The following is a 25,341-nucleotide window of genomic DNA, read 5'->3' as shown; positions in this document are numbered from 1 at the left end:
CGCAATCCTGCGAGCCGGCCGCGTGTCTTTTCAGACCGCCTGGTCAATCGATCAGCTACCGCCTGTATCCGCCTGCTTCACACCGAGCATCTCGCGAATGTGCGAGAGCGAAGCGTCGTCCTTCACCACAGTCGAAAGCCACTGGTCGAGCGGCATGCCGGCCCACTCCGCAGCTTTGTCCGCCAGGTAGGCGACGGGGCTGTGCGGTTCGGTGGCACGAAAGAACTTCGCGACTGCACGCAACTGGTCAACAGCCTGCGCGCGGGTCTGGATTCCGGCCTGCGGGACCACCGGCGTTGCGGTGTGCGAGCTCGGCGTCGACATGTTTCCCTCCGGCAACGACGGGGTCTTGAAACTGGGTTCGTTACGCTCGGGGATATCGGACGGGCGTGTGACTTTCGGCGCGGCGTTGAGATCGACACCGACTTCGCGCGCGAACCGCTCGGCGAGTCGATAAACGCTCTCCTGAGCCTCCTTGATCTGACGGAAACTCGGCGACGCATCGCCCGCGCGGCGATTCAGTTCCTGTTCGAGGTCGAGCACCGCCGCTTCAAACGCTCGCAGATCGGCCAGCAGCGCCAGGTAAAACGTCCCCGGTGTGATGCGCCTGGCCGCATCGATCTGTTCGACCGACGGTTTGCCGCGTGCAATGTCGTCCGCGTTCTCCGGGTCGCGCTTTACCGCTTGCGCGACATGTGTAGCGACTTCCCAGTCGATCGTGCTGTAGCGTGTGCCGGAGGTGAGCGGTATCGCGCGCAGCAACTCCACCGAGCGCCCCACCAGCCAGCCGACATTGCCGAGCCGGTATTCGGTGTCGTCGCCTTCAGGCAACGGATGCACCTGCTCCCAGAAACGCTCGCACAGGCCCGTGAGCAGCGCGTAGCCCTGCGTCAGACCTGTTACGCCGTCTTCGATCGCCCAGCCCTCGGTGAGCCAGACAGCGAGCCGCAAGTCCTTCGTCTTCGTCTGCAGCAGATCGGTGCTGCGCTCGACGACAAACGACCAGTCGGCTTCCTTGACGTCGGTGATCCATTCGCCCTGGTCGAGCGTCGCGTCTTCGAAACGGCGCGCGTTCTGGATCGCGTCGAAGTCGGACGAGAACAGCATGTCGTCGCCGCACGGCGATGACTCGTTGATGGGCGCTAGCAGCGCGTTAAGATCGGTCGGCATGACGGATGCAATGAATGCGATAGATGTCGGTTGTGAAGCTTCAGACTACCGTGTAATCGAACGCGCCCGATTCGTCGGCGCGCACCGTGATCTTCTCGATCGCCGCACCTTCGGCGATCCGTTCGAGCACCTCCTGCGCGATCTCGGGCAACAGCGTGCCGTTCAGGATGTGATCGACATTGCGCGCGCCCGAATCGACTTCGGTGCAGCGCGCGAGCACGGCTTCGACCAGCGAATCGTCCCATTCGAACGTCGCCTTGTGATTCGCCTCGATGCGCCGGCGAATCCTGTCGAGCTTCAGTTCGATGATCTCGACGAGCACGTCGTCCGAAATCGGATAATACGGCACGACCTTCATACGGCCGAGAAACGCCGGCTTGAACGCCTTGTACAGTTGCGGGCGCAACGTCTCGGTGAGTGCATCGGCGTCGGGTAGTTCTTCCGCGCTCTTGTTCAGACACTCCTGCATGATCGCCGTTGAACCGACGTTCGAAGTCAGGATGATGAGCGTATTGCGGAAGTCGATTTCGCGCCCTTCCGCGTCGTCCATGGCGCCTTTGTCGAACACCTGGAAAAACATTTCGAGCACATCGGGGTGCGCCTTCTCGACTTCGTCGAGCAGCACGACCGAATACGGATTGCGCCGCACAGCCTCGGTCAGCACGCCGCCCTCGCCGTAGCCGACATACCCCGGCGGCGAGCCTTTCAGGCCCGACACGCTGTGCGCTTCCTGGTACTCGCTCATGTTGATCGTGATGAGCTTGCGTTCGCCGCCGTACAGGATATCGGCAAGCGCCAGCGCGGTTTCGGTCTTGCCGACGCCAGACGGGCCGACGAACATGAACACGCCGCGCGGCTTGTTCGGGTCTTCGAGACTCGCGCTCGCGGTCCGCACGCGCTGTGCGATTGCTTCGAGCGCATGGTCCTGGCCGATCACGCGCGCGCCCAGCAGCGTCTGCAGATTCAGCACAGTCTGGATCTCGTCCTTGACCATCCGCCCGAGCGGAATACCGGTCCACGATGCAACGATTTCCGCGACCACGTGGCCGTCCACCTGCAGCGGCACCATCGGCTGGCCCGCTTGCAGCGTCTGCAATTCGTTCACGCGCTCCGTCAGCGTGGTGCGGGCAGTTTCCGCTTTCTGCGCCTGCTCGGCATCCGCACTACCGCCGCGCGCCGCATCGATGTCCGCGCGCAGCGTACCGATTTCCGTCACCAGCGCGCGCTCCTTTTCGTAGCGCGCTTCGTCGGTAGCGACCGATTGCAGATCGGCTTCCCGGCGCGTGCGCAGTTCGGCAAGCCGCTCGTCGTGCGTGGCACCGCTTGCCGCCTCACGTTCGAGCGACGCGATTTCCGCATCGATGCGCTCGATACGTTTCTTCGTATCGTCGATCGCGCCCGGTGTCGAACTGTGCGCAAGCGCAACCTTTGCACACGCGGTGTCGAGCACGCTGATCGCCTTGTCCGGCAGCTGACGTCCGCTGATATAGCGATGCGACAGACGCACGGCTTCGGTGATCGCATCGTCGAGCACGCGCACGTTGAAGTGCTTTTCCATCAGGCCGGCCATGCCGCGCAGCATCGCCGCGGCCAGCACTTCGCTCGGCTCTTCGATCTTCACGACCTGGAAGCGCCGCGCGAGCGCCGCGTCCTTCTCGAAGTACTTCTTGTATTCGCTCCACGTCGTCGCGGCAATGGTGCGCAATTCGCCGCGTGCAAGCGCTGGCTTCAGCAGGTTCGCCGCATCGTTCTGCCCGGCCTGACCGCCCGCACCGATGATCGTATGCGCTTCGTCGATGAACAGAATGATCGGGTGCGCGCTTTTCTTCACTTCGTCGATCACGTTCTTCAGGCGGTTTTCGAACTCGCCCTTCACGCTCGCGCCGGCCTGCAGCAGACCCATATCGAGCACGTGCAATGCAACGCCGCGTAGCGGTGTCGGTACATCGTCGGCGGCGATGCGCAACGCGAGCCCTTCGACTACCGCCGTTTTACCGACACCGGCCTCGCCGGTCATGATCGGATTGTTCTGGCGGCGTCGCATCAGGATGTCGATAGCCTGGCGGATTTCGGCTTCGCGGCCGATCACCGGATCGATCTTGCCTTCGCGGGCACGTTGTGTGAGGTTGGTCGTGTAGGTGTCGAGCGCGGGCGTCTTCGACACGGTTCGCTGCGGCGCGTCGACCGCATCCTGTGCGGCGCCCTCCGGCGTCGCCGCGGTGCTGCGTTCCACTTCGCACGAACTGGCCGTCAACTCGTCGAACTTGTGCTTCAGGTCCGTCACGCGCACGCGCGCGAGCAGCGGCGACATGCGCTGCGCAAACTGCGCGAGGTCCGGAGCAGTCAACAGTGCGAGCAGCAGATGGCCGGAGCGAATGCGGCCGATCTGCGAATCGAGCGAAGCGATCAACCACGCCTGTTCGAACAGCGCGATCAGATGCACGGAAAAGACCGGTGTGCGCGTATTGCCGGTCTTCACGCGTTCGAGTTCGTGCTCGAGATCGGCGCGCAACGCGTGCGCATCGATGCGGCTCGCGCTCATCACCACCGATACGTCGCTCGCGGGTTCATCGAGCAATGTCAGCAGCAGATGTTCGAGATCGACTTCATAGTTGCCACGCGACAGACACAGGCTCGCGGCCCGTTCGGCTGCCTGCCGGCAGGTGGTGTTCAGTTTCGCGATCAGGGTTTTCAGCGGCGTACTCATGTCGTGCGATCCAGGTCTGGGTTTCAACGCTTATGGGTCAATGACGGTCAATGTATGACGTGCAACTCGTAGCGTGCGTCGGCGCGGTCGCGATCGGCATCGTGCGTGCAGAGGAACGCATCCCAGCCGAGCCGCGCGCCGGCGCCGAGATGGCTCGGCCCGACTTCGTCGCGTCGCAGCACCAGCGATACTTCGTATTCGAGCGTGACACCGGCCAGCAGCGTCAGCATGCGTTCGAGCGCCACCGCGCACTCGGAACCGGGCAGAAACGCTTCATAGTCGCGCTTCGACAACGGACCGACCACGAGCCGCGCACGCATGTCGCGCTGCCAGACGCGCTCGCCCGCAAGCGCAGTCGCGCCGAGCAGTGCGTTCACCTGGCCCAGCACGGTCAACTGGTCCTTCGGTACGTCGTACCACTTGCCGACAAACTGATCGACCCGCACCGGCACCTTGAAGTAATCGGACAACGTGCGCTGCAGGTAGGCCGCCGATACCGGTCGATGCCGTGCGGCCAGCGCATAGCCGGCAATTGCTTCGTCGAGCAGCGCGCCGGTGCCGTCTTGCAGGCTTTCGCGCGAGTCGTCGTTGGCGACGCCGGCAAGCGAAAGCAGCAGCGGCAGATAACGTTCATCACGATCCAGCTCGTAGTGCAGCGGTAGCCGGTATTTCTTCCACGCCGCATAAAACAGCGCGGTCGCGCGGTTCGAAAAAACGTCGAAGAATTCGCGCGCGGCGCGATCGCGCTTCAGATACTCGCGCGCGACAATCTGTTCGGTGTAGTGCAGCGGCAACGCGCCCTGCCCGCCTAGCAGGCCGAAGAACGCGGGCGTCAGATCGACGCGCTGCACTTTCTCGTCGTCGAGCGCCGCGCTGCGCTGCGCCTTTTCCCTGAGCGCCACGCCTTCGGTGTCGTACGGTAGTGTGCTCTCGATCTCGCTCGGCGGAAAGCCAAGCGAGATCGAGTTGCGAAAAGCGATGCGCCGGGCCACGACGTCGCCTGGACGCAGCGAGGTGTCGCCGTCGGTAAACCAGCGTTCGAGCAACCGCACCGCCTGGAAGAACTCGAAGCGGTGAGGCTCGTCGAGCAGACGCTCGATTACGCCAGGATCGATTCGCCGCTGCGGGGTTTGCATCGCAGAATTTCCTCGCCGGTGCGCTTCGACAGCACGACCAGTTGCACAAAGCTGTTCAGGTGAACGTAGAGCCCGAAAAACGTATCGATGACCCGCACGAACGCGCCAAGGCTCGTGCCGACAAAATGCTCTTCATCGATCGTCAGGCGGATTTCGATGCCGCGCACGAAGGTAGCGAACGGCTTGCCGGGCAGCCACTGCACGGCCGCATGCTGTTCGATGCCGGTGATGCCGTCGATATAGCGCGCCGACACCGCCGTGCGCCGCAGATCGTAGAGCACGAGCATTTCCTTCAGCGCGGCCAGACCGTTGCTCGCGAGCGAGACATGATTCAGCGCGAGATGCGAGATCAGGCGCCAGTGCGCGGCGCGGCCGCGCTCGAAGTGCACGCTCGGCGTCGGCCGGCGCAGCATCGAGATGCTGCCGGTCAGCGAACCGCCTTCGAGAAACAGGTCGCCGCCTTCGAGCCCAACCGCGAGACTCGCCGGCAAGTCGCGATTCGTGCAGGTCAGCTCGATGCTCAACGTATCGGTTTGCGGCGACGACGGTTCGAAGTCGATATCGACGATCGAGATCTCGGTTTCGTAGCCAGGACTTTTTTGCGCCACCCAGTCGTTGCGCCGCGAGAACCAGTAATGGCCCATACGCGCGGCTTCGCCGTGATGCAGCGAATAGAACGGCCGGAATTCGATCACGGTTTCTTCGTGCGCCTGCTGGCGCACGAGTTGCACCGAGTCGATCGAATAGACCTCGTAGGCGAACGCGCGCCGCGATTCCGCAATGACCGGATACGAAATGGCCTGATGGCTGACGCGCACCGGTTCGCCGTGCTGCTTGAACAGATTGACGACCGGCGTGCAGAAGAGCCGCATGTGATGCGATGCGAGACCGTCGAGCAGTCGCGCGACGTGCGAGTCGCTACGCACTTCCTTCAGGACGATGTGCAGCGTGAGCCGCTGGCAGCGGCCGCTTGCGCGTGTCATCGCGGGCAGATCGAAATCGACGAAGTTGAACTTGTCGGGGAAGGCGAAGTATTCGGTCAGCAGCCGGTACGCTGGGTGCGACTTCGCCGGGTAGTCGATCAGCGCGTCGTCTTCGCTGTAACCGACCTCGGCGAACGGCAGCGTGCGCAACGCCGTCCACACGCCGCGCCGGTCGCCTTCCACATAGGCCGCGAGCCCGTTGACGAACAGGCAGTCCGACAACGCGGCGATAAACGACTGCTCGCCGTGCAGATAGGCACGCAGCTTGTCGATTTTCATCGCACTGAGATCGAGTTGCGGCGAGGTCGACTCGAACGTCACCGACACGATTGCGGTGGCATTGCCAGGCAGCACGGTTGCGCTCGGCGCCATGGCCACCGACGTGTACTTCGCCTCCGAAATCCGGATCGGCGCGAGCGTGACGTCGTAGGCGGTACGGAAACGGCATTGCACGCCGCGAATCGGGCGCGATTTGAATTCGGTGCCGCGCTCGATGGTGGCGGGTTCGGTCAGATGGCTGAACGCAGCAGCCGTGCCGAGCTGCGCGATCGAACAGGAAGGAAACGGCCGCAGATAATGCGGGTACAACACCTCGAGCAACGCCTCGGTGAACTCGGGGTAATCGTCGTCGAGTTTCTTGTTGATGCGCGCGCCGAGCAGCGCAAACGATTCGATCATCCGCTCGACGTGCGGGTCCTCGCAGTGCTCGCCCGACATGGCGAGACGCGCCGCGATCTTGGGATATCGCTCGGCAAAATCGCGCGAATAACGCCGCAGGAAAGATAATTCGCGCTCGTAATACGGCAGCAGTTCTTCCATCAATCGTCCCCGAACTCCCCGTTGCTTCCCGGTCGATCTCGCCGCCGCTGCCGTGGCGCGTCCCGGCCAAGCAGCGGATTAAAGCTTCGCGCGTGCGCGCGTCACCGAATACTGCAGCGTCGACGGCTGCAGCATCGCATCGAAACTCACCGGCTCTTCCGCCGGATGCACAACCAATAGCGCCTGGATAGCGAAATTCAGTGCGTTGGTAGACTGCTGGCTCATTTCGAGCGTCACCGCCACCTGCTGCAGGCGCGGCTCATGCCGCTCGATCGCCGCCTGGATCGACTTGCAGATGAACGTGCGGTCGTAATGACTCGCGAGGCTCAGCCCGGCGAAGTCGTTCAATCCATAGGTCAACACCGATTTGCGGCACTCCGGCAGCGCCAGGAGTTCATGCTCGGTCAATGCGATGCGCGTATTCAGAATCGCTTCGACATCGCGCGCGACCGTTGCCTTCAATTCTTCCAGCGACAATTGCCGCATGGCCGGAGAAGCCGGCAAATGCGGTTCGTCGTCAAACAGCTTGTCGAGAAAACTCGGTTCGAATCGCTTCATCGGGAAGGGTAGAACCGGTGGTGATGCATCATGTCGCCTCGAGAGGGTTGCCATGCAGAGTCTTGCGGACCGCCTGATGGACCCCGAGCGACCAGCAGGCGGCTACCTGCGCGCAGCAACACGCGCGGTAGCCGCCTCAACCATCAGACAGCGTAGGTCTTGTCGTTCTTCGTCAGGCTCCACGCGCCTTGTACGTTACCGCCCTGGCCACCGCCGACGTTCTGCTGCGTGTACGTCCACTGCACAGCAGCGTACTTCAGCGAAAACTCTTCCGTCGGCAAGCCTTCGCCCACGACGGACGGCGTGACGCTCGAGATGATCACGTACTTCATCTTGAGCTGCATGTACTTGACGCGCTTGCCTTCACCGTCGGCACGCATGAAGTCGACCGTCACCTCATCGAATGTCGTGCCACCCGACGCATGCTGATACAGCAGCGGGCTGACCAGATCCATTTCTTTCGTGAAGCGCATGTCGCTGTGTTCGCAGCGCTCGGACGTGCCGCCGCCCGACGACGAAGTCGTGGCGGAACGCGGTTGCAGAATCGAGTGGCTCCATGAGGTGCACTCGATCCACTTACCGTGATCCTTATCCGCCGATTCGCCCTGAATTGCCGGGCTACCGAACTTGAGATAGATGTCCTTGTTGGCCATGATGCTTCAACTCCCCAGATAGGTGGTTTCTACAGCACGCCCGGGAAGCCCGGGCATTTTTGACTTCGTTTGATTCTCAAGAGCCGGCCGGCTTCGGCAGATCCGCGACGAGCCGCAGGGAAATCGACAACTCGTCGAGCTGGAAGTGCGGACGCAGGAATGCCACCGAACGATACGAACCAGGCTTGCCCGGAATCTCCGAGACCTGGATCGACGCTTCACGCAACGGAAACTGCGCTTTCTGCTCTTGCGGCGCGTTGTCGTCGAGTAGCACGTACTGCGAAATCCAGCGGTTGAGAAACACCTCGACGTTCTGCGCGGATGCAAAACTGCCGATCTTGTCGCGCATCATCGCCTTCAGGTAATGAGCCACACGCGACACCGAGAAAATGTACTGCAGCTGCGCGGACAGAACGGCGTTCGCGTTCGCGCTGTCGGTGCTGTACTTCTTCGGTTTCTGCGTGGACTGTGCGGCAAAAAACGCTGCATAGTCCGAGTTCTTGCAATGGACGAGCGGGATAAAACCCAGATCGGCCAGTTCCTTTTCACGCCGGTCGGTGATCGCGATTTCGGTCGGGCACTTGAGCGCCACTTCGCCGTCATCGGTCTTGAACGTGTGGGTGGGCAGGTCTTCCACCAGACCGCCGCCTTCCACGCCGCGAATCGCCGCACACCAGCCGAAATCGTCGAACGCAGCAGTCAGGCGCGCAGCGAATGCCCACGCGGCGTTACACCACAGGTACTTGCTGTGATCGGTGCCGTCCACGTCTTCGACGAAGTTGAAGCCTTCCGCCGTCGCGCCGTCCTTCGGATTGAACGGCAGACGACCCAGATACCGCGGCAGTGTGAGACCGACGTAGCGCGAATCTTCGGAGTCGCGGAACGACTTCCACTTAGCGTATTCGACGGTGTCGAACACCTTGCCGAGATCGCGCGGCTTGCCCAGATCGGCAAACGACTCGAGGCCGATCAGTTCCGGCGAAGCCGAGGCAATGAACGGTGCATGCGCGGCAGCCGCGACGTGCGCCATCTGCTCGATGAAATAAACGTCTTCCGGCTGACGCGTGATTTCGAAGTCGCCGACCAGCGCACCGAACGGCGCACCGCCGAACGTGCCGAACTCTTCTTCATAGACCTTCTTGAAGAGTGCGCTCTGATCAAATTCGATGGCGGTCTTGAAGTCGCGCACGAGGTCGCGCTTCGGCGCATGCAGCGCCTTGATCTTCACGGTCGCGCCGGTATTGCTTTCCTTGCACAGATAGTCGAGCCCGCGCCACGTGCTTTCCAGTTTCTGGAATTGCGGCGCATGCATGACTGCGCTCAACTGGTCGGAAATCAAACGGTCGAGTTCGGCCACGCGCGCATCGATCGTTGCCGACAGGTTGTCGGATACAACGACGGTGCCTTCCAGCACCTGATGTACGAGTTCGCCGATCAGATCCTTTGCGCGTGCATGCTCGGAATCGGATTTCGCGACCTTGCTCTTCTCGACGATGTCGTCGAGCAACGAAGTCGCAGCGCTGGCCTCCGGTGCGCCCGCTGCCTGATTTGCAGCCGTTTGCTGATTCATCTCACACCCCGTGGCTATTCGCCCTGCTTGTCATTGTCCGGCTTGCCGTCGTGCGGGTCGCCCACGCTGCTGTCGCCCTTGAGCGTCTGCAGTTGCTGCGTATTCGTCAGCACTTCGCTGAGCAGATCCTCGAGCTTGTCGTTGCCGGCAAGCTTGTTGCGCAGATCCGCGAGCTTCGAACGCGCGTCGAGTAGACGTTGCAGCGGTTCGATCTGCGAGACGACTTCGTCCGGGTTGAAATCGGCAATCGAACGAAAGCGCAGGTCGACAGCGAACTTGCTGCCGCCTCCGGCCAGGCGGTTTTCCACCTGGAACGCCGCGCGCGGCTCGATGCCTTTCATCACGTCGTCGAAATTGTCGCGGTCGATATTCACGAACTTGCGGTCGCGTAATTTCGGCTGCTCGACTTCGGACTGTCCCGCGAGGTCGGCAACCACGCCGACGACGAACGGCAGTTCCTTGATTTCGATCGCATCGCCACGTTCAACCTCATAAGTCAATTGAACGCGCGGAGGGCGCACTTTTTGTAAGCGCTTTTGAATACTTTCTTTCTTCGCCATCGTCGGCTCCCCAGATGCAAGAAAAACTAGCGTGTGATATCAGCGATAGATAAGACGAAACTCAACGCAACGCACTGAAAGGATCTGATGCGGCACCTGAACCTTTTGCTGCTGCCGCTGCCGGCGCAACCGGTTTCGGGGCTACTGGCGCAGGTGCGGGTGCAGGCGTCGGCGCGGTTGCTACAGCCGCTGCCGTGGTGCCCGCCGTCGGCGTTGCGCCCGGCGTCGTGCCCGCTGCAGTCGCTGCGTTGTCCGTGGCCTTCGGCTTGCTGCGTACATACCTGCGTGGCTTGTGAACCGGCTTGTCGGTGACTTCGGGCGGAAACAGCGAAGCCTCGCCGAGCGTGTCGCGCAGTTCCTTCGCGAGCGCCTGGGCATCGGACTTCGCGTCGCCGGCCAGCGATGCATCCTGCCGCAATTCGCCAAGCGACTGGGTTGCCACCCTCAGCCCGGCTACCGCCAGCACGCTCTTGGCCTGCCGGTCGGTCTGATCGCGCTGCAGCGCTTCCTGCGCAGCGACGATCGCCTGTCCATAATGCGCCTGCGAGAACTGGATCTGTGCAATCCGCGACCACGGTTCTTCACGGGTCGGATCGGACTTCGCCAATGCCTGATAAAGCGCCATTGCACGATCCTGGTCGCCGCCCTTCGCGACCGTATCGGCGTCCGCCAGGCTCTTATTAAAAGCCTCCGGTGTCGGTGCAACGTTGTTCGCCTGTGTTGCGCAGCCTGCAATCACGCCGCACGCCAGTACAACCCCAGATAGTTTTAAAAAGAGTCTCTGTTTCATCGTTTTTCACCGACTTGCGATTTTTTAATTCAAGGAAAAACCGGAGTTTTGCTTTGCTTGAAGTGCGCGGGTATAGTACAGGCCAATTTTTGATAATTCAACTTTCGTGTGAAACGGCTGTGGATCAGAAAAATCGTATGCCGGTTATGTCGCGGCGCCAAGAAGAAATAGTTTCCGGCACCGAAACAAAACCAATGCAAGATGCGGAAAAAATTGCCGGATTCTTTATGGGGTAACGGTCTGTTCGATGCGCTTTGCATGAAAACGGTGCGTTCCAATTTGACTTTCCTTAACGCTTTGACAGGGGCGGCCGGCGCAAAGCCAGCTGGTATAAATGAATTCGCGTTTTATCCGTTATACAGCGATTCTTTCGGCGTGCGCAGTACTCGCCGGTTGTGCAGCCGCAGTGCCGATGCTGGGCAGTGCGGCCTCGGCAGTCATGCAGGCGACCGGTCTCACCAAGCCCGATGTGCCCGATGCGCAAAAGCCGCCGCGCAATGTCGGCCTGACGCTCTACGCCGCCCCGAACCTGAACGCCGCGAACGACAACAAGCCGCTGGCACTGGTCGTCCGGCTGTATGCGCTGAAGGACCCGACCTCGTTCCTGCAGGCGCCGTTCGACATCTTTACCGACCCCGACAAGGAAAAGAGCACCCTGGGCGGCGATCTGATCAGCGTGCGCGAAGTGACGCTGATTCCGGGCCAGCGCTACACCGTGACCGAGAAAGTCTCGCGCGAGGCACAGGGCTTTGGCATCGTCGCCCTGTTTCGCGCTCCGGCGCTACAACGCTGGAAATTCGCTTTCGATCCTGCGAAGTCGGAGAAATCCGGCATAATGATTGGCCTGCATAACTGTGCAATGACCGTAACCAACGGCACCGTGATCCCGCCCGAACAGGGATTGCCCGCACAACCGCTGAATCTGCTTTCATCGGTCAGTTGCGGTTAAAGGACCTAAAAGGAGCGACAGGACAATGTGATGGATGTCGCTCAAATGTCATTTAACAGTCTTTGGCGATTCAAGGTTGCTTTGTATGGATCTGCGGTTCGCCCGACGCATATAACAGGTTTGACATGAGTTATTCAGCTAAGGTGCTCTGGGGGGAAGGCCTTTTTCTGAGGCCGCAGCATTTTCAGCGGCAGGATGCCTATCACGAGGCACGCCTGTTCGAATCGATCCAGGCGATCCAGCCGTACAACTGGGGCGTGCGCTCGGTGCGCTTCGATCGCGACGCGCTCGGCAGCAACGTGCTGCGCGTGAGCGAGCTGTCGCTGGTGTTCCCCGACGGCGCGCTCTACTCCGCGCCGCAGGCCGACGACCTGCCGCCGCCCATCGCGCTCGACACCCTGCCCGACGGCATCAACGAATTCACGTTCTATCTGGCGCTGCATCCGTTGCGCGAGACCGGTGCGAACTATTCGGCCGACCAGAACGCGGGGTTCGTCTCGCGCTATGTGAGCGAGCAGTCGCCGGTTGCCGACCACTTCACCGACGCCGCCGAAGCCGACATCACGTTCCTGAAAACGAGCGTCAAGCTGCTCGCGCACAGCGAGCCGCGCGACCAGTTGCTGTCGGTGCCGCTCGTGCGCGTGCGCCGCACCGCGACTTCGGGGTTCGAGCTCGACGAGACGTTCGTGCCGCCGTGCCTCGCGATCGATGCTTCGCCGATCCTGCATCAGCGGCTGCGCCAGCTGATCGACGCGTTGCAGGCAAAGGTCAATGCGCTGTACGGTTTTCACCGCGAGCCGACCAAGAACATTATTGAATTCCGTTCCGGCGACATCGCGTCGTTCTGGCTGCTGCACACCGCGAGCGCGGCTTTCGCATCGCTTGCACATCTGTACCAGCACGCGGCCCTGCATCCGGAGCGACTGTTCCAGGAACTGCTGCGCCTCGCCGGCCAGTTGATGACATTCTCGAAAGGCTACGCGCTCGCCGATCTGCCGCCGTACCGGCACGACGACCCCGGCCCAGGCTTCGCGCGTCTCGACACGATCCTGCGCGATCTGCTCGAAACCGTGATCTCGACGCGCTACTTCGCGATCGCGCTCGACGAAGTGCGTCCGTCGTTCCACGTCGGTCGCCTCGACTCGGGCAAGATCGACGACAAGACGATGTTCTACATCGCGGTGTCGGCAGACATGCCGACCGTCGAACTCGTCGAAGCGGTGCCGGCGCGCTTCAAGGTCGGTGCACCGGACGACGTCGACAAACTGGTGCTGTCGGCCATGCCGGGCGTGCGCCTCGTCTACACGCCGCAGGTGCCGCCCGCTATTCCGGTACGCCCCGGCGCATGCTATTTCTCGTTCGAAACGCGCGGTGCGCTGTACGACCGCATGCTGCAGGCCCAGTCGGCGATGATCTACGCGCCTTCCGGTATTAACGATCTCAAACTCGAACTGATCGCGGTCACATCATGAGCCACGCGCCCTCCCTGTTTGGCGACGCCAGTCCGCCGTCCCCCAGCCCGTCGTCCGCGCCGCTGAGCGAACCGAACTATCAGGTACGCTCGCTGCTCGATCTGCTGTACGACGGCTTCTTCATGCTGTTCCTGCTGAAGAACGGCCGCGAACCCGGCGATGCCGGCGAATTCACATCGCGCATCCAGCAGTTTCTCGGCGACTTCGAGCGCGGCGCGAAAAAGCTGAACGTCGCCGCCGAAGATGTCTACGCGTCGAAGTTCGCTTTCTGTGCGGCTATCGACGAATCGGTGCTGTCGTCGTCGTTCAAGATCCGTACCGAGTGGGAACGTCGCCCGCTGCAACTGGTGCTGTTCGGCGAGCAGCTTGCCGGCGAGAAGTTCTATCACTACCTCGAGGAATGCCGTGCTCAGGGTGCCGCGCGCCTGCAGTCGCTCGAGGTGTTCCACATGTGTCTGCTGCTCGGCTTCCAGGGCAAGTATCTGCTCGAAGGACCGGAGAAGCTCGCTTACCTGACGGGCCGCCTCGGCGACGAAATCGCGCGCATCAAAGGCAAGCGCGCGCCGTTCGCACCGCACTGGGCGCTGCCCGACCAGGTCGCGCACCGGCTGAAGCGCGAAGTGCCGATCTGGGCCATCGGCGCGGTGTTCGCGCTGGTCGCGCTGCTCGCGTATCTGGGCCTGAACACGTATCTGCGCGATTCGACGTTGCGCACGCTCGCACCGTATTCGCAGGTCGTCCAGCTTGGGCCGCAGTCGGCCAACCTCACCATCTCGCTGCCATAAGCGTGTGAAGCGGGGCGCGCGGTGTAACGCGCGCCCTGTCCTCAACCGTCAGCCCGCGCGCCACACATCGCGCAGAATCGCGAGTCCTTCGCGAATCCCCGCTTCGTCCACCCCGCCGTACCCGAAACCGATCCCGCTGCGCGCACTGCTCCCCGCGTAATACGCGCCGAGCGATTCGAGTCGCACGCCCTTGTCGCGCACGCGTTTCAGCATTCGCTCGATCTCGTGCGGCTCCACATTCGCGAACGCCGCCAGATGCAAACCGGCATCGGACGCAATCGGCTCGAGCGAGCCGGCGAAATCGCGCTGCAGACACTCCAGCAGCACGCGTCGCCGCGTCCCGTAGATCTCGCGCATCTTGCGCACGTGGCGCGCCAGATGCCCTTCGGCGATGAACGCCGCGAGCGTATCCTGCGGCAGCACTGCCGGATGCCATTCCGCGTGCTGCCTGAGCGAGACCAGCGGTCCCTGCGCCCACGCCGGCGCCACGACATAGCCGAGCCGCAGCGCCGGGAACAGGCTCTTCGAGAACGTTCCGACGTAGAACACCGAGGCCGTGCGGTCGAGTGTCTGTAGCGCGTCGAGCGGCCGGGCGCCGAGACGGAATTCGCCGTCGTAGTCGTCTTCGACGATCACGGCGCCGTGTGTCTGGGCAAACTCGAGCAGCGCGGTGCGGCGACGCATCGACATCGCCGTGCCGAGCGGAAACTGGTGCGACGGCGTGACACAGATGATTCGGGCATCGGCGGGTAAGAGATCGACGATGAGCCCTTCCTCATCGACCGGGACCGGCACCACGCGCGCGCCGGCCAGCGCGAACGCGGCGCGCATCGGCGGATAACCTGGGTCCTCGACGGCGACTGTCGTGCGGCCGGGCGTTACCAGAATCCGTGCGAGCAGGTCGAAGGCCTGTTGCGCACCGGCCGTGACGATCACGTCGTCCGCCCGGCAGGCCACCGCGCGCGCAAACGCGACGTGCGCCGCGATCGCTTCGCGCAGCGCTGCACGGCCCTGGGCATCCGAATAGATGGCAGGCGCTTTGGCTAGCGCCCGGATAGCCCGGCTCGACAGTCGCTGCCAGATATCGAAGCGCAAAAACGCCTGCTCTGGCACGCCGAACTGGAAATCGCGCGGCGCGGGCGCCGGCATCGGCACATACGGCGCCGGCGCCGCGCGCCAGTACGCGTTCAGCCGCGGGTCGCCGTGCCGCGGACCGTCCGGTTGCGCGAGCGGCTGCGACTGTGGCTGCGCAGGCGTCCGGGCAGACGGCAGCGGCAACACCTGGGCCACATACGTGCCGGCCTTGCGACGCGTCACCAGATAACCCTCGCTGAGCAGCAGGTCGTAGGCGGCGATCGCCGTATTGCGCGATACACCGCACGCTTCGGCAAACGCCCGCGTGGCCGGCAGGCGCAGACCCGGCTTCAACCTGCCGTCCAGAATCGCCGTACGCAGTTGCCGATGCAGCTCACGCAGCAGATTGCGGGAATCGCGCGGCGGCAGTTCCAGTGGGAATTCGAAGGGGGAAGACAGCATTGAGGAAGACACGGTCGCCGTCGATTCTGGTTCCATAAAATTCCTCATTTATGGCGCTTTATACGTACCAGAAGAATGCCTATTCTGCGTCTATGGCGCAAGCTTTCCTGTTCCTCTTGAACCCTGCTCGATGCGAGGTTGCTCATGATCGATCTGTACTTTTCCCCGACGCCGAATGGCCTCAAAGTCCGGCTTTTCCTCGAAGAAACGGGCTTGCCGTATCGCATCGTCCCGGTGAGTCTGAGCAAAGGCGAGCAGTTCGCGCCGGCCTTTCTCGCCATCTCGCCGAACAACAAGATTCCCGCGATCGTCGACCACGCGCCCACAACCGGCACCGCACCCGCCGCCGGCGAACCGCTGCCAGTCTTCGAGTCTGGCGCGATCCTGCTGTATCTCGCGGAAAAGTCGGGGCGCCTGCTCGGTTCATCGGCGGCGGAAAGGGTCGAGATCCTGCAATGGCTGTTCTGGCAGATGGCGGGGCTCGGCCCGATGGCCGGCCAGAGCGGCTACTTTCGCGTCTATGCGAACGAACGCGTGCCATTCGCGATCGACCGCTACACGAAGGAAACCGCGCGGCTTTACCGGGTGCTCGATACGCGCCTCGCCGGCCGAGCGTTCATTGCCGGCGATAGCTACTCGATCGCCGACATCGCGTGCTACCCGTGGATCGTGCCGCACGAACCGCACGGCCAGGACCTGCGCGATTTTCCGAACCTGCGGCGCTGGTACGAATCGATCCGTACCCGCCCCGCCACGCAGCGCGTGTACGAAGGCGTCGCCGATGTTTATACGCAACCGGGCAAGCCTGTGCAGCAAGCTGCCGTTGCTGGCGGCGGTTGAGCCTGCCGCACCAAAACCACCCGCAGCTGAAATCCAGATACCAGGGAGCATTGCCATGAAACGGTCCGATCTCGCTATGCTGATTTCGCTCGCCGCGCTATGGGGCGCGTCGTATCTGTTCATCCGCATGGGCGCGGGCCAGTTCGGCGCCGTGCCGCTCGCCGGCGCACGCGCCGCGCTCGCCGCGTTGATGCTGACCCCGCTGCTCGCGCTGCGCGGCGCAGGCGGCCTTCGTGAGCTGCGTATGCACTGGAAGCCGATCGCGCTCGTCGGCATCACGAACTCGGCGTTGCCTTTCGTGCTTTTCAGTTTCGCCGCGCTGACGCTGCCCGCCGGGCTCTCGTCGATATTTACCGCAGCGACGCCGCTCTTCACCGCGGTGATCGCGTGGCTCTGGCTGAGCGAGAAGTTGAGCGGCATGCGCGTCGCCGGTCTGGCGGTCGGCTTTGCCGGCGTGTTGTGGCTGGTGTGGGACAAGACGGCACTTGCCGCACACGGTGCCGCGGGCCTACATGTCGCTACGCACACCGCGATGCATGCAACCGCGCTCGCGATTGCCGCGTGTCTCGCAGCCACCCTGCTCTATGGTTTTTCGGCGAACTTCAGCAAGCGCCGTCTTGGCGGTGTCTCGCCGCTCGCGGTTGCGACCGGTAGTCAGATCGTATCGGCGGTCGTGCTTGCAGTGCCCGCTGTTTCCTTGTGGCCAGCAACTGCGCCGGCGCCGCACGCGTGGGCCGCGCTGTTCGCGCTCGCGCTTGCTTGCACCGCATTTGCCTACGTGCTGTTTTTCCGGTTGATCGCCAGTGTTGGGCCGTCGCGCGCGATGACGGCGCTGTTCCTGATTCCCGCGTTCGGTGTGCTGTGGGGCGCGCTCTTTCTCGGCGAAACGTTCACAGCGGCGATGGCGATCGGTTGTGGCGTGATACTCGCGGGTACGGCCTTGACTACTGGCGTACTGCGTCTGCCGTCGCGGCGCGAGGCGCCGGTGGTGCGCTCCGCAGCCGTGGCATGCCGCGATCGGTCAGCATGTCCGGCAACGGGATCGTGAGTGAAGTCTCGCGTCTGCAAATGCAACGCCAGACAGCGGATGCACACACCGTGGCATGCCGCGCTCAACCAGCGTGGCCCGCAACAGGATCGTGAGCGAAGTCACGAGTAGTGGAAGTATCGGCAGGATCGTGAGCGCGCCGGGCGCGCGTTCGCGCTTCGCCGACCACACGTGCCAGCGTCGCGGCACTCATCCTCGCTGCGATATCGCGCACGTAGTCGTGATGCCGTGTATCGAGCGGCGCATGCAGATGCTCCGCCTGCAAATAGCGGATCAGCGCAATCCGCCGATGACCCAGCGCCATACTTTGTTCAAGCAACGTAATTGCTGCCTGCGCATCGCCGGCATCGTATGCGCGCCTGACGAGTTCGGAGGTGTGGGCGCGCGGCATCGTCGATGAACTGTGCCTGGGCGCCGCGCCGCTCAGCTCGCCACGCCCGGCGCAGCGGCACGGGCTAACCACGCGTCGTAGTCGGCGCGGGTGCAGTCGAGTTCGACGCCGATGCGGCGCGTACCCTCGCGGATCTTCGGCTTGTGCAACGCCAGCGTCAGTGCATCGAGCGCGGGCCACTCGCCGAACGACAGCACGGCAAGTTCGACGGCCAGCGTTTCCAGCGTTCTGGTGTGCGGCTTCGTCGACAGAAACGCCGTTACGCGCTCGCAATACTGCTCGTAGTCGATCAATCCGTGCGCGCCGGTTTCCGACGGCTCACAGCGATATACGAGGCTCGCATCGAGTGCGATCGGCTGGGCGGCAGCATGCTCGTGCGGATGGATACCGATACGCGTTGCGACGCTCAGTTCGTCGACGAACACGCGCCAGCCGCGCCCCTGTCTCGCTACCAAAGGCGCGGCAAACGCGGCGACCGGTGCGTCGAATGGCTTCATGACATGAGCGGCTCGGCCGCGTCGAGCATGATGCGCACGAAGTAGTCGGCAAAACTACGGCGCACGACCAGTTCATACGTGGTATCGGCCACCGGAATCAGCACGATCGATGCCTTGAAGTAGTGGCTCTGCGCGCACTGCCCCGGTGCGAACACGCGTGGATGCAGATCGAGCGGACAACCGCGTGCAATCACCTCACGCACCTTCTCGCCGCTAATCTCCAGCACGGTATATCCGCTACCGATATCGACCGCCGCGGCGAACTGCCCTGCCAGCGCCGCCGTGAGCTTGCCTTCGAGCGTCGCCGCCTGTTGCTGCTGCGAACGCACGAGCCACTCGTCCGGGCCGAGCCACAGCACGTCGTAGCCGTTGCCGCGCACGACGGTATTCGGTTTGACCGGCAGCCGGCAGCCCGTGACGCTTTCCACTGCGTTGACGAACGCGGCATCGGTCGCATCGCCGCGCAGATTCACGAGATCGCGAAACGGCCGTTCTTCGAGCCGGAACTTCTTCGCGGCGCCCGCCTGATGCGCCTTCAACAGATCGCCGACTCCGACGAGCGGCGACTCCGCCTGCACGATCGCCGACGCAGTGCCCGGTACATTGCTTCTGGTTTCATTCCACATGTTGACGGACTCCTTCGGTGTCGTAGAAAACCGGGCTCGCGATCTTCGCTGCGATCTGCTTGCCGCTCGCGAGCGGAATCGTCACGCTCTCGCCCATCTTGTCGAGGCCGCCCTTCACGACTGCCAGTGCAATCGAACGCTTCAGGATCGGGCTGTAGTAGCTCGACGTCACGTGCCCGAGCATCGGCGCGGTAGCGCCCTGGAACGGCCCGGCGACGATCTGGCTGCCCTCCGGAATCACGTATTGCGCGTCGTCGGCAAGCAGACCGACGAGTTGCTTGCGGCCCGCCTTCGCGGTATCGGAACGCGCGAGCGAACGCCGGCCGAGAAAGTCCTTCGACTTCGCAACGAGCCCGCCCATGCCGAGATCGTGCGGCGTGATCGACCCATCGGTGTCCTGCCCGACGATGATGTAGCCCTTCTCCGCGCGCAGCACGTGCATCGTTTCCGTGCCGTACGGCGTGATGTCGAATTCAGCGCCCGCGGCCATCAACGCTTCCCACACCGCACGGCCGAGATTGGCCGGCACATTCACTTCATAGGCCAGTTCGCCCGAGAAGCTGATGCGCATCACGCGTGCGGCCACACCCGCCACTGTGCCTTCGCGATACGTCATGAACGGGAACGCGGCGTTGGCGAAGTCGATGTCGCTGCACACTTTCTGCAGGACCTTGCGGCTCTTCGGCCCGACCACGGCGAACGTCGCCCAGTGATCGGTGACCGATGCGAGCCGCACTTTCAGGCTCGGCCATTCGGTCTGCAGCCAGCGTTCGAGCCAGGTCAGCACGCGCGCCGCGCCGCCTGTCGTCGTGGTCATCATGTAGTGCTGGTCGGCGAGACGCACGGTCACGCCGTCGTCGAACACCATGCCGTTTTCGTCGAGCATCAGGCCGTAACGGCACTTGCCGACTTCGAGCTTGCTCCACGGATTCGTGTAGACCCAGTTCAGCAGTTGCGCCGCATCCGGGCCTTGAATGTCGATCTTGCCGAGCGTCGATGCATCGAGAATGCCGACGCTGTTGCGCACCGCGAGGCACTCGCGCGCCACCGCTGCATGTAGGTCCTCGCCCGCCTGCGGGTAGTACCACGGACGCTTCCAGTTGCCCACGTCCTCGAAGGCCGCACCATGTTCGACGTGCCATTCGTGGATGCAGGTCTTGCGAATCGGATCGAGCAGGTCGCCCAGTTCGCGGCCGGCAAATGTGCCGAACGTAACCGGCGTGTAGTTCGGCCGGAACGTCGTCGTGCCGGTTTCGGGAATCGTCTTGCCGAGCGCGTCGGCGAGAATTCCCATCCCGTTGATGTTGCCTAGCTTGCCCTGATCGGTGCCGAAGCCCATCGCCGTGTAACGCTTGACGTGTTCGACGGATTCGAAGCCTTCGCGCGCTGCGAGCAGGATATCGGCGGCCGAGACGTCGTTCTGGAAATCGACGAACTGCTTCGGACCGCGCGGCGCCGCCTCGCGACTACCGACGAGCCACAGCGGCAACAACGGTGCCTCGGCGATGTCCGCCGCCTGCGGGGCCTGCGGACGCGGTGCATCGAAGCCCGTTGCCTTCGCGGCCTCTACACCCGCATCGACGGCGAACCGCAACCCGCGCGCGAGACTGAATTCTCCGGCCGCGGCGCCGATACTCGATTCGGCCTGCGCGGCCTTGCCCGGTACGAAGCACGCCTTGTCGTCGTTCCAGTGCGCCTTGCCGCCCGACTGTGCGAACAGATGCAGTACGGGGCTCCAGCCACCCGACATCGCGAGCAGATCGCACGGCACATCGGCTTCGCGTGCGCCGACCTTGCCGTTCTCATAAGCGGCGACTTCCACCGACGCAACCCGCAGCTTGCCCTGCGCCGCCGTCACGACCTTACCGTTGAGCACTTTCACGCCATGCCGGCGCGCCGCGGCGGGCAACGCGCCGTTGCCCTGCTGGCGCGGATCGATCACGGTCACGTTCGCGCCGCACGCCTTCAGGTCGAGCGCGCACTGATAGCCATCGTCGTTGTTGGTGAACACCACCGCCGTGCGGCCCGGCAACACGCCGTAGCGATGCACGTAGGTCGATACCGCCGATGCGAGCATCACACCCGGCAGATCGTTGTTGCCGAACACGATCGGACGTTCGTGCGCACCGGTCGCGAGAATCACGCGCTTTGCGCGGATCTTCCACAGCAGTTCGCGCGAACCCTTGCGCATCGATACCGGCAGATGATCGGTCAAACGCTGCGTCACGGTGACGAGGTTGTGATCCTGATATCCGAACGCGGTACTGCGGCTCAGTATCTTCACATCGGGCAGACGTGACAGTTCCGCCTCGATTTTCTCGACCCATTGCAGCGCGGAACGTCCATCGATTTCCGCGCGGCACGACAACAGGCTGCCACCCAGTTCGCGCTGATCGTCGACGAGAATCACGCGTGCACCGGCGATACCGGCCGCATGTGCTGCGGCGAGACCCGTCGGGCCACCGCCCACGACCAAGACGTCGCAATGCGCATAGCACTTGTCGTAGCGATCGGCATCGAGCGTATCGGGCGCCTTGCCAAGACCCGCTGCTTCGCGAATCTTCTCTTCGTACTTCGGCCACCATTTGCGCGGCCACATAAACGTCTTGTAGTAGAAGCCCGCAGGCAAAAAGCGCGAAAACTTCTGGTTGATCGCCATGCGGTCGTGCTCGAGGCTCGGCTCCGCGTTCACGCTAGTCGCGACGAGCCCCTGATACAGCTCGACCTCGGTGGCACGTGCATTGGGCACCGTGTAGGCGCCGCGCTCGAGCTGAACCACTGCATTCGGTTCCTCGACACCCGCGGTCACGATGCCGCGCGGCCGGTGATACTTGAAGCTACGCGCAACGAAGTGCACGCCGTTCGCAAGCAGCGCGGACGCCAGCGTATCGCCCTGAAAACCCTGATATGTGCGGCCGTTGAACGTGAAAGTCAGCGGAATCGCGCGGTTGATGCGCCCACCGGCGCCGAGGCGGTCTTTCTGGCTCATCAGGAATTGCCCTCGCTGGGGGTGCTGGCCGGCGTCGGCCGGTCGAAGGTTTCATAGCCCTGGAACGCATACGACACGGTGTCGCGTGTCGCCATGAACCAGCGGCGGCAACCCTGTGTGTGCAGCCATTGCTCGCGATGCACGCCGCGCGGATTCTTGCGCATGAACAGGTAGTCGCCCCACTGTTTGTCGGTCAGGGCATCGGTATCGAGCGGACGGGCAATATCGGCCTCGCCGCCGCAGGAAAATTCGGATTCGGCGCGCGGTCCGCACCACGGGCATTCGATCAGCAACATGTGGTTATCTCCGTTGTGCGTGGGGTTAGTGCGCGACTGCGGCCGCGCCGTGTTCGTCGATCAGGTGACCGGTGTAGAAGCGATCGAGCGAGAACGGCGCGTTCAGCGGATGCGGCTCGTCCTTCGCGATCGTGTGTGCGAACACCCAGCCCGAGCCCGGCGTCGCCTTGAAGCCGCCGGTGCCCCAGCCGCAGTTGAAATAGAGGCCCTTCACATCGGTCTTGCTGATGATCGGGCACGCATCCGGCGACACATCGACGATGCCGCCCCACTGCCGGTTCATGCGCACGCGCGAGAACACCGGGAACATTTCGACGATGGCCTGCAGCGTGCCTTCGATGATGTTGAAGCTGCCGCGCTGGCCAAAGCCCGTGTACTGGTCGACGCCCGCGCCGATCACGAGATCGCCCTTGTCGGACTGGCTGATGTAGGCATGCACCGCGTTCGACATGATCACCGTGTTGACGACCGGCTTGATCGGCTCGGACACCAGCGCCTGTAGCGGATGGCTTTCGAGCGGCAGCCGGATGCCGGCCATATCGGCAAGCGTCGACGTGTTGCCAGCCGCGACAACCGCGACCTTCTTCGCCTTGATAAAACCCTTCACCGTATCGACACCGATCACCGCGCCGCCCTCGCGGCGAATCCCGGTGACCTGGCAGTTCTGGATGATGTCGACGCCGTGTTGATCGGCACCGCGCGCAAAACCCCACGCAACCGCATCGTGACGCGCGACACCCGCGCGCCGCTGGATCGATGCACCGAGCACCGGGTAGCGGCTATTCAGATTGATGGTCGGCTCGATCGCCTTGATCTGCTCGGGCGTGAGGAATTCGGCATCGACACCGTTGAGCCGGTTCGCGTTCACGCGACGCTCGGTGTCGCGCACGTCCTGCAGCGTGTGCGCGAGATTCATCACGCCGCGCTGGCTGAACATCACGTTGTAGTTAAGGTCCTGCGAGAGCCCTTCCCACAGCTTCATCGCCTTCTCGTACAGCGCCGCCGATTCGTCCCACAGGTAGTTCGAACGCACGATCGTCGTATTGCGCGCCGTATTGCCGCCGCCGATCCAGCCTTTCTCGAGAATCGCAATGTTGCGCACGCCGTGCTCTTTCGCGAGGTAATACGCCGTGGCGAGCCCATGCCCGCCGCCGCCGACGATCACCACGTCGTATTCGCGTTTCGGCTCGGGGCTCCTCCACTGACGCTCCCAGTTCTCGTGATACGACAACCCGTTGCGAAACAGACTGAATATCGAATAGCGGCTCATGTGACGGGTTCCTTGCTGATTGCTTTTCTGATGATCGGTTGGTTCAACATTCGGCTCAACTTTCAACTCAACATTCGATGACGTTCACGGCCAGGCCGCCGCGTGACGTTTCCTTGTATTTGGTTTTCATATCGGCGCCGGTTTCGCGCATCGTCTTGATCACGTTGTCGAGCGACACGTAGTGCTGGCCGTCGCCCTTCAGCGCCATCCGCGATGCGTTCAGCGCCTTGATCGCGCCCATCGCATTGCGCTCGATGCAGGGAATCTGCACGAGGCCGCCGACCGGGTCGCAGGTCATGCCGAGGTTGTGTTCCATGCCGATTTCGGCGGCGTTCTCCACCTGGGTCGGGGTGCCGCCCATCACCGCTGCAAGCGCCGCCGCAGCCATCGAACACGCGACGCCGACCTCGCCCTGGCAGCCCACTTCGGCACCGGAGATCGATGCGGTTTCCTTGTAGATGATGCCGATCGCGGCTGCGGTGAGCAGGAAATCGACGATGCCGGCGTCGTTCGAACCGGGCACGAACTTGACGTAGTAATGCAGCACCGCGGGAATCACGCCCGCCGCGCCGTTGGTCGGCGCGGTGACGACGCGGCCGCCCGCGGCGTTTTCCTCGTTGACGGCCATCGCGTAGAGGTTGACCCAGTCGAGCATCGACAGTGGATCGCGCAACGATTCTTCGGAGCGCTCGCGCAGTTGTGTGGACAGATCGGCGGCACGGCGCTTCACGCGCATCGGACCGGGCAACTCGCCGCGCTCCTTGCAGCCGCGCTCGACGCAGGCCGCCATCGTGCGCCAGATGGCGAGTAGACCATCGCGCACCTCCTGTTCGGAACGGGACGCGCACTCGTTGCGCAACGTAACCTCGGCAATCGACAGCCCGCTGTCGCGACACACGCGCATCAGGTCGTCGCCGGTACGAAACGGATACGGCACCTCGCCGCCCGCTCGCACACCGTTCACGCGATCACCCTCGCGATTGACGACGAAACCGCCGCCCACCGAGTAATACTCTTTCTCGACCAGCAACTGGTCGTTCTCGTCGAAGGCCTGGAAGCGCATACCGTTCGGGTGCACGACGCCGGTACCGGCCATCAGCTTGCGGTAGAACGACAGATGCTCGCGCTCGTCGAACTGCACCGCTTGCTGGCCGAGCAGCCGCAGCGACTTCTGCGCACGGATCTCGGCAAGACGCGGCGCGATCATATCGGGGTCGATCGTATCGGGCAGATGGCCTTCGAGCCCGAGCAGCACCGCCTTGTCGGTGCCGTGGCCCTTGCCGGTTGCGCCGAGCGACCCATACAGCTCGATCTTGACGCGCCGCACAAAGCCGAGCAGATTGGCGTCCTCGACGTGCGAAGCGAAGCGGCACGCCGCGATCATCGGGCCGACCGTGTGCGAACTCGACGGTCCGATGCCGATCTTGAACAGATCGAAGACGCTGACGTTCATGGGGAGCTGCCTCGCGAATGGGGGCGGAAATCGGCGCGGCGCGCGTTTCTCCAGGATGGCGCCAGTACACCAAAGCGTAAAATCCGCCGATAGAACAAAAACGGCATCGACGTGGGACGGCGACGCCACGACGGGGTTGCCGGCCCGTGCCGTTCGTTTCTGCGATGGTTCACGGCGGAAAAGCGCAAGTCGCGGCGCACCCGATCGGCGACGCTAGGACCATCGCGCCGCCCCAGCAGCTCG

General features: G+C 63.2%; 22 protein-coding genes and 1 pseudogene. 6 read left to right on the top strand and 17 right to left on the bottom strand.

Going from position 1 to position 25,341, the window contains the following annotated elements:
- Positions 1-51: 51 nt before the first annotated feature.
- The 9 genes from tssA to M0D65_RS26270 all read right to left on the bottom strand — a co-directional run bounded on the left by tssA (position 52) and on the right by M0D65_RS26270 (position 10,946).
- A complete protein-coding gene (gene tssA, locus M0D65_RS26310; protein ID WP_091017977.1) occupies positions 52-1,170 on the bottom strand; it encodes a type VI secretion system protein TssA in 1,119 nt (372 codons plus the stop codon).
- Between the two features lie 40 nt (positions 1,171-1,210).
- On the bottom strand, positions 1,211-3,877 hold the full coding sequence (gene tssH / locus M0D65_RS26305; RefSeq protein ID WP_266255200.1) for a type VI secretion system ATPase TssH: 2,667 nt from the start codon (positions 3,875-3,877) through the stop codon (positions 1,211-1,213).
- Between the two features lie 47 nt (positions 3,878-3,924).
- Positions 3,925-5,013, bottom strand: coding sequence for a type VI secretion system baseplate subunit TssG (gene tssG, locus M0D65_RS26300; protein WP_266255199.1), 1,089 nt, complete (start codon positions 5,011-5,013; stop codon positions 3,925-3,927).
- On the bottom strand, positions 4,977-6,815 hold the full coding sequence (tssF, locus tag M0D65_RS26295) for a type VI secretion system baseplate subunit TssF (RefSeq protein WP_266255198.1): 1,839 nt from the start codon (positions 6,813-6,815) through the stop codon (positions 4,977-4,979). The genes tssG and tssF overlap by 37 nt, the downstream gene beginning before the upstream one ends.
- A 78-nt stretch (positions 6,816-6,893) precedes the next feature.
- Entirely contained in the window at positions 6,894-7,373 is a 480-nt protein-coding gene (gene tssE / locus M0D65_RS26290) for a type VI secretion system baseplate subunit TssE (RefSeq protein WP_091017970.1), read from the bottom strand.
- A 143-nt stretch (positions 7,374-7,516) separates the two neighbouring features.
- Positions 7,517-8,026 (bottom strand): type VI secretion system tube protein Hcp, encoded by a 510-nt coding sequence (locus M0D65_RS26285; RefSeq protein WP_091017967.1) that lies wholly within the window; start codon positions 8,024-8,026, stop codon positions 7,517-7,519.
- Positions 8,027-8,102: 76 nt separating this feature from the next.
- Positions 8,103-9,596: a type VI secretion system contractile sheath large subunit gene (tssC, locus tag M0D65_RS26280; protein ID WP_091017965.1), complete on the bottom strand. Its 1,494-nt coding sequence runs from the start codon at positions 9,594-9,596 to the stop codon at positions 8,103-8,105.
- 14 nt (positions 9,597-9,610) lie between these two features.
- The gene (gene tssB, locus M0D65_RS26275; RefSeq protein WP_091017963.1) at positions 9,611-10,156 is read right to left on the bottom strand and encodes a type VI secretion system contractile sheath small subunit; all 546 of its coding nucleotides are present in this window, start codon (positions 10,154-10,156) and stop codon (positions 9,611-9,613) included.
- A 61-nt stretch (positions 10,157-10,217) separates the two neighbouring features.
- Positions 10,218-10,946 (bottom strand): M48 family metallopeptidase, encoded by a 729-nt coding sequence (locus M0D65_RS26270; RefSeq protein WP_266255197.1) that lies wholly within the window; start codon positions 10,944-10,946, stop codon positions 10,218-10,220.
- 53 nt (positions 10,947-10,999) lie between these two features.
- On the opposite strand from M0D65_RS26270, the gene M0D65_RS26265 reads away from it, so the two are divergent.
- The 4 genes from M0D65_RS26265 (at position 11,000) to icmH (ending at position 14,152) form a co-directional block, all read left to right on the top strand.
- Positions 11,000-11,182: a hypothetical protein gene (locus tag M0D65_RS26265; RefSeq protein WP_266255196.1), complete on the top strand. Its 183-nt coding sequence runs from the start codon at positions 11,000-11,002 to the stop codon at positions 11,180-11,182.
- A gap of 98 nt (positions 11,183-11,280) precedes the next feature.
- Positions 11,281-11,895, top strand: a complete 615-nt coding sequence (gene tssJ, locus M0D65_RS26260) for a type VI secretion system lipoprotein TssJ (RefSeq protein WP_091017959.1) — start codon at positions 11,281-11,283, stop codon at positions 11,893-11,895.
- Positions 11,896-12,020: 125 nt separating this feature from the next.
- Positions 12,021-13,367, top strand: coding sequence for a type VI secretion system baseplate subunit TssK (tssK, locus tag M0D65_RS26255; protein ID WP_091017957.1), 1,347 nt, complete (start codon positions 12,021-12,023; stop codon positions 13,365-13,367).
- Positions 13,364-14,152, top strand: a complete 789-nt coding sequence (gene icmH, locus M0D65_RS26250) for a type IVB secretion system protein IcmH/DotU (protein WP_091017955.1) — start codon at positions 13,364-13,366, stop codon at positions 14,150-14,152. Before tssK ends, icmH begins: the two co-directional genes overlap by 4 nt.
- 48 nt (positions 14,153-14,200) lie before the next feature.
- Here the strand turns inward: icmH and M0D65_RS26245 are convergent, their stop codons facing one another.
- On the bottom strand, positions 14,201-15,688 hold the full coding sequence (locus tag M0D65_RS26245; protein ID WP_266255195.1) for a PLP-dependent aminotransferase family protein: 1,488 nt from the start codon (positions 15,686-15,688) through the stop codon (positions 14,201-14,203).
- 144 nt (positions 15,689-15,832) lie between these two features.
- Between M0D65_RS26245 and M0D65_RS26240 the strand changes: the two genes are divergently transcribed.
- Together M0D65_RS26240 and M0D65_RS26235 are read left to right on the top strand one after the other, a co-directional pair.
- Entirely contained in the window at positions 15,833-16,528 is a 696-nt protein-coding gene (locus tag M0D65_RS26240) for a glutathione binding-like protein (RefSeq protein WP_266255194.1), read from the top strand.
- A 55-nt stretch (positions 16,529-16,583) separates the two neighbouring features.
- Positions 16,584-17,576 carry a DMT family transporter gene (locus M0D65_RS26235; RefSeq protein ID WP_266255193.1) on the top strand — a complete coding sequence of 331 codons (993 nt, stop codon included), beginning with the start codon at positions 16,584-16,586 and terminating at the stop codon, positions 17,574-17,576.
- A 139-nt stretch (positions 17,577-17,715) separates the two neighbouring features.
- Here M0D65_RS26235 and M0D65_RS26230 read toward each other — a convergent pair.
- The 7 genes and pseudogenes from M0D65_RS26230 to M0D65_RS26200 all read right to left on the bottom strand — a co-directional run.
- A pseudogene (locus M0D65_RS26230) lies at positions 17,716-17,967 on the bottom strand (hypothetical protein); the annotation flags it as partial.
- 32 nt (positions 17,968-17,999) lie between these two features.
- Complete coding sequence (locus M0D65_RS26225; RefSeq protein WP_266255192.1) at positions 18,000-18,464, bottom strand: dihydroneopterin aldolase; 465 nt, start codon at positions 18,462-18,464, stop codon at positions 18,000-18,002.
- Entirely contained in the window at positions 18,461-19,090 is a 630-nt protein-coding gene (locus tag M0D65_RS26220; RefSeq protein WP_266255191.1) for a sarcosine oxidase subunit gamma, read from the bottom strand. The genes M0D65_RS26225 and M0D65_RS26220 overlap by 4 nt, the downstream gene beginning before the upstream one ends.
- Positions 19,080-22,079, bottom strand: coding sequence for a sarcosine oxidase subunit alpha family protein (locus M0D65_RS26215; protein ID WP_091017940.1), 3,000 nt, complete (start codon positions 22,077-22,079; stop codon positions 19,080-19,082). Before M0D65_RS26215 ends, M0D65_RS26220 begins: the two co-directional genes overlap by 11 nt.
- Positions 22,079-22,375: a sarcosine oxidase subunit delta gene (locus tag M0D65_RS26210; RefSeq protein ID WP_091017937.1), complete on the bottom strand. Its 297-nt coding sequence runs from the start codon at positions 22,373-22,375 to the stop codon at positions 22,079-22,081. Before M0D65_RS26210 ends, M0D65_RS26215 begins: the two co-directional genes overlap by 1 nt.
- Before the next feature lie 25 nt (positions 22,376-22,400).
- On the bottom strand, positions 22,401-23,645 hold the full coding sequence (locus M0D65_RS26205; RefSeq protein ID WP_091017935.1) for a sarcosine oxidase subunit beta family protein: 1,245 nt from the start codon (positions 23,643-23,645) through the stop codon (positions 22,401-22,403).
- Between the two features lie 67 nt (positions 23,646-23,712).
- Positions 23,713-25,098: an L-serine ammonia-lyase gene (locus M0D65_RS26200; RefSeq protein ID WP_091017933.1), complete on the bottom strand. Its 1,386-nt coding sequence runs from the start codon at positions 25,096-25,098 to the stop codon at positions 23,713-23,715.
- Between the last annotated feature and the right edge of the window lie 243 nt (positions 25,099-25,341).

This window comes from Paraburkholderia sp. CHISQ3 (genome assembly GCF_030464945.1).
Taxonomy (GTDB): Bacteria; Pseudomonadota; Gammaproteobacteria; order Burkholderiales; family Burkholderiaceae; genus Paraburkholderia; species Paraburkholderia megapolitana.
The sequence above is the reverse complement of the archived record's forward strand: the minus strand, read 5'-3'. Positions and strand labels throughout refer to the sequence as shown.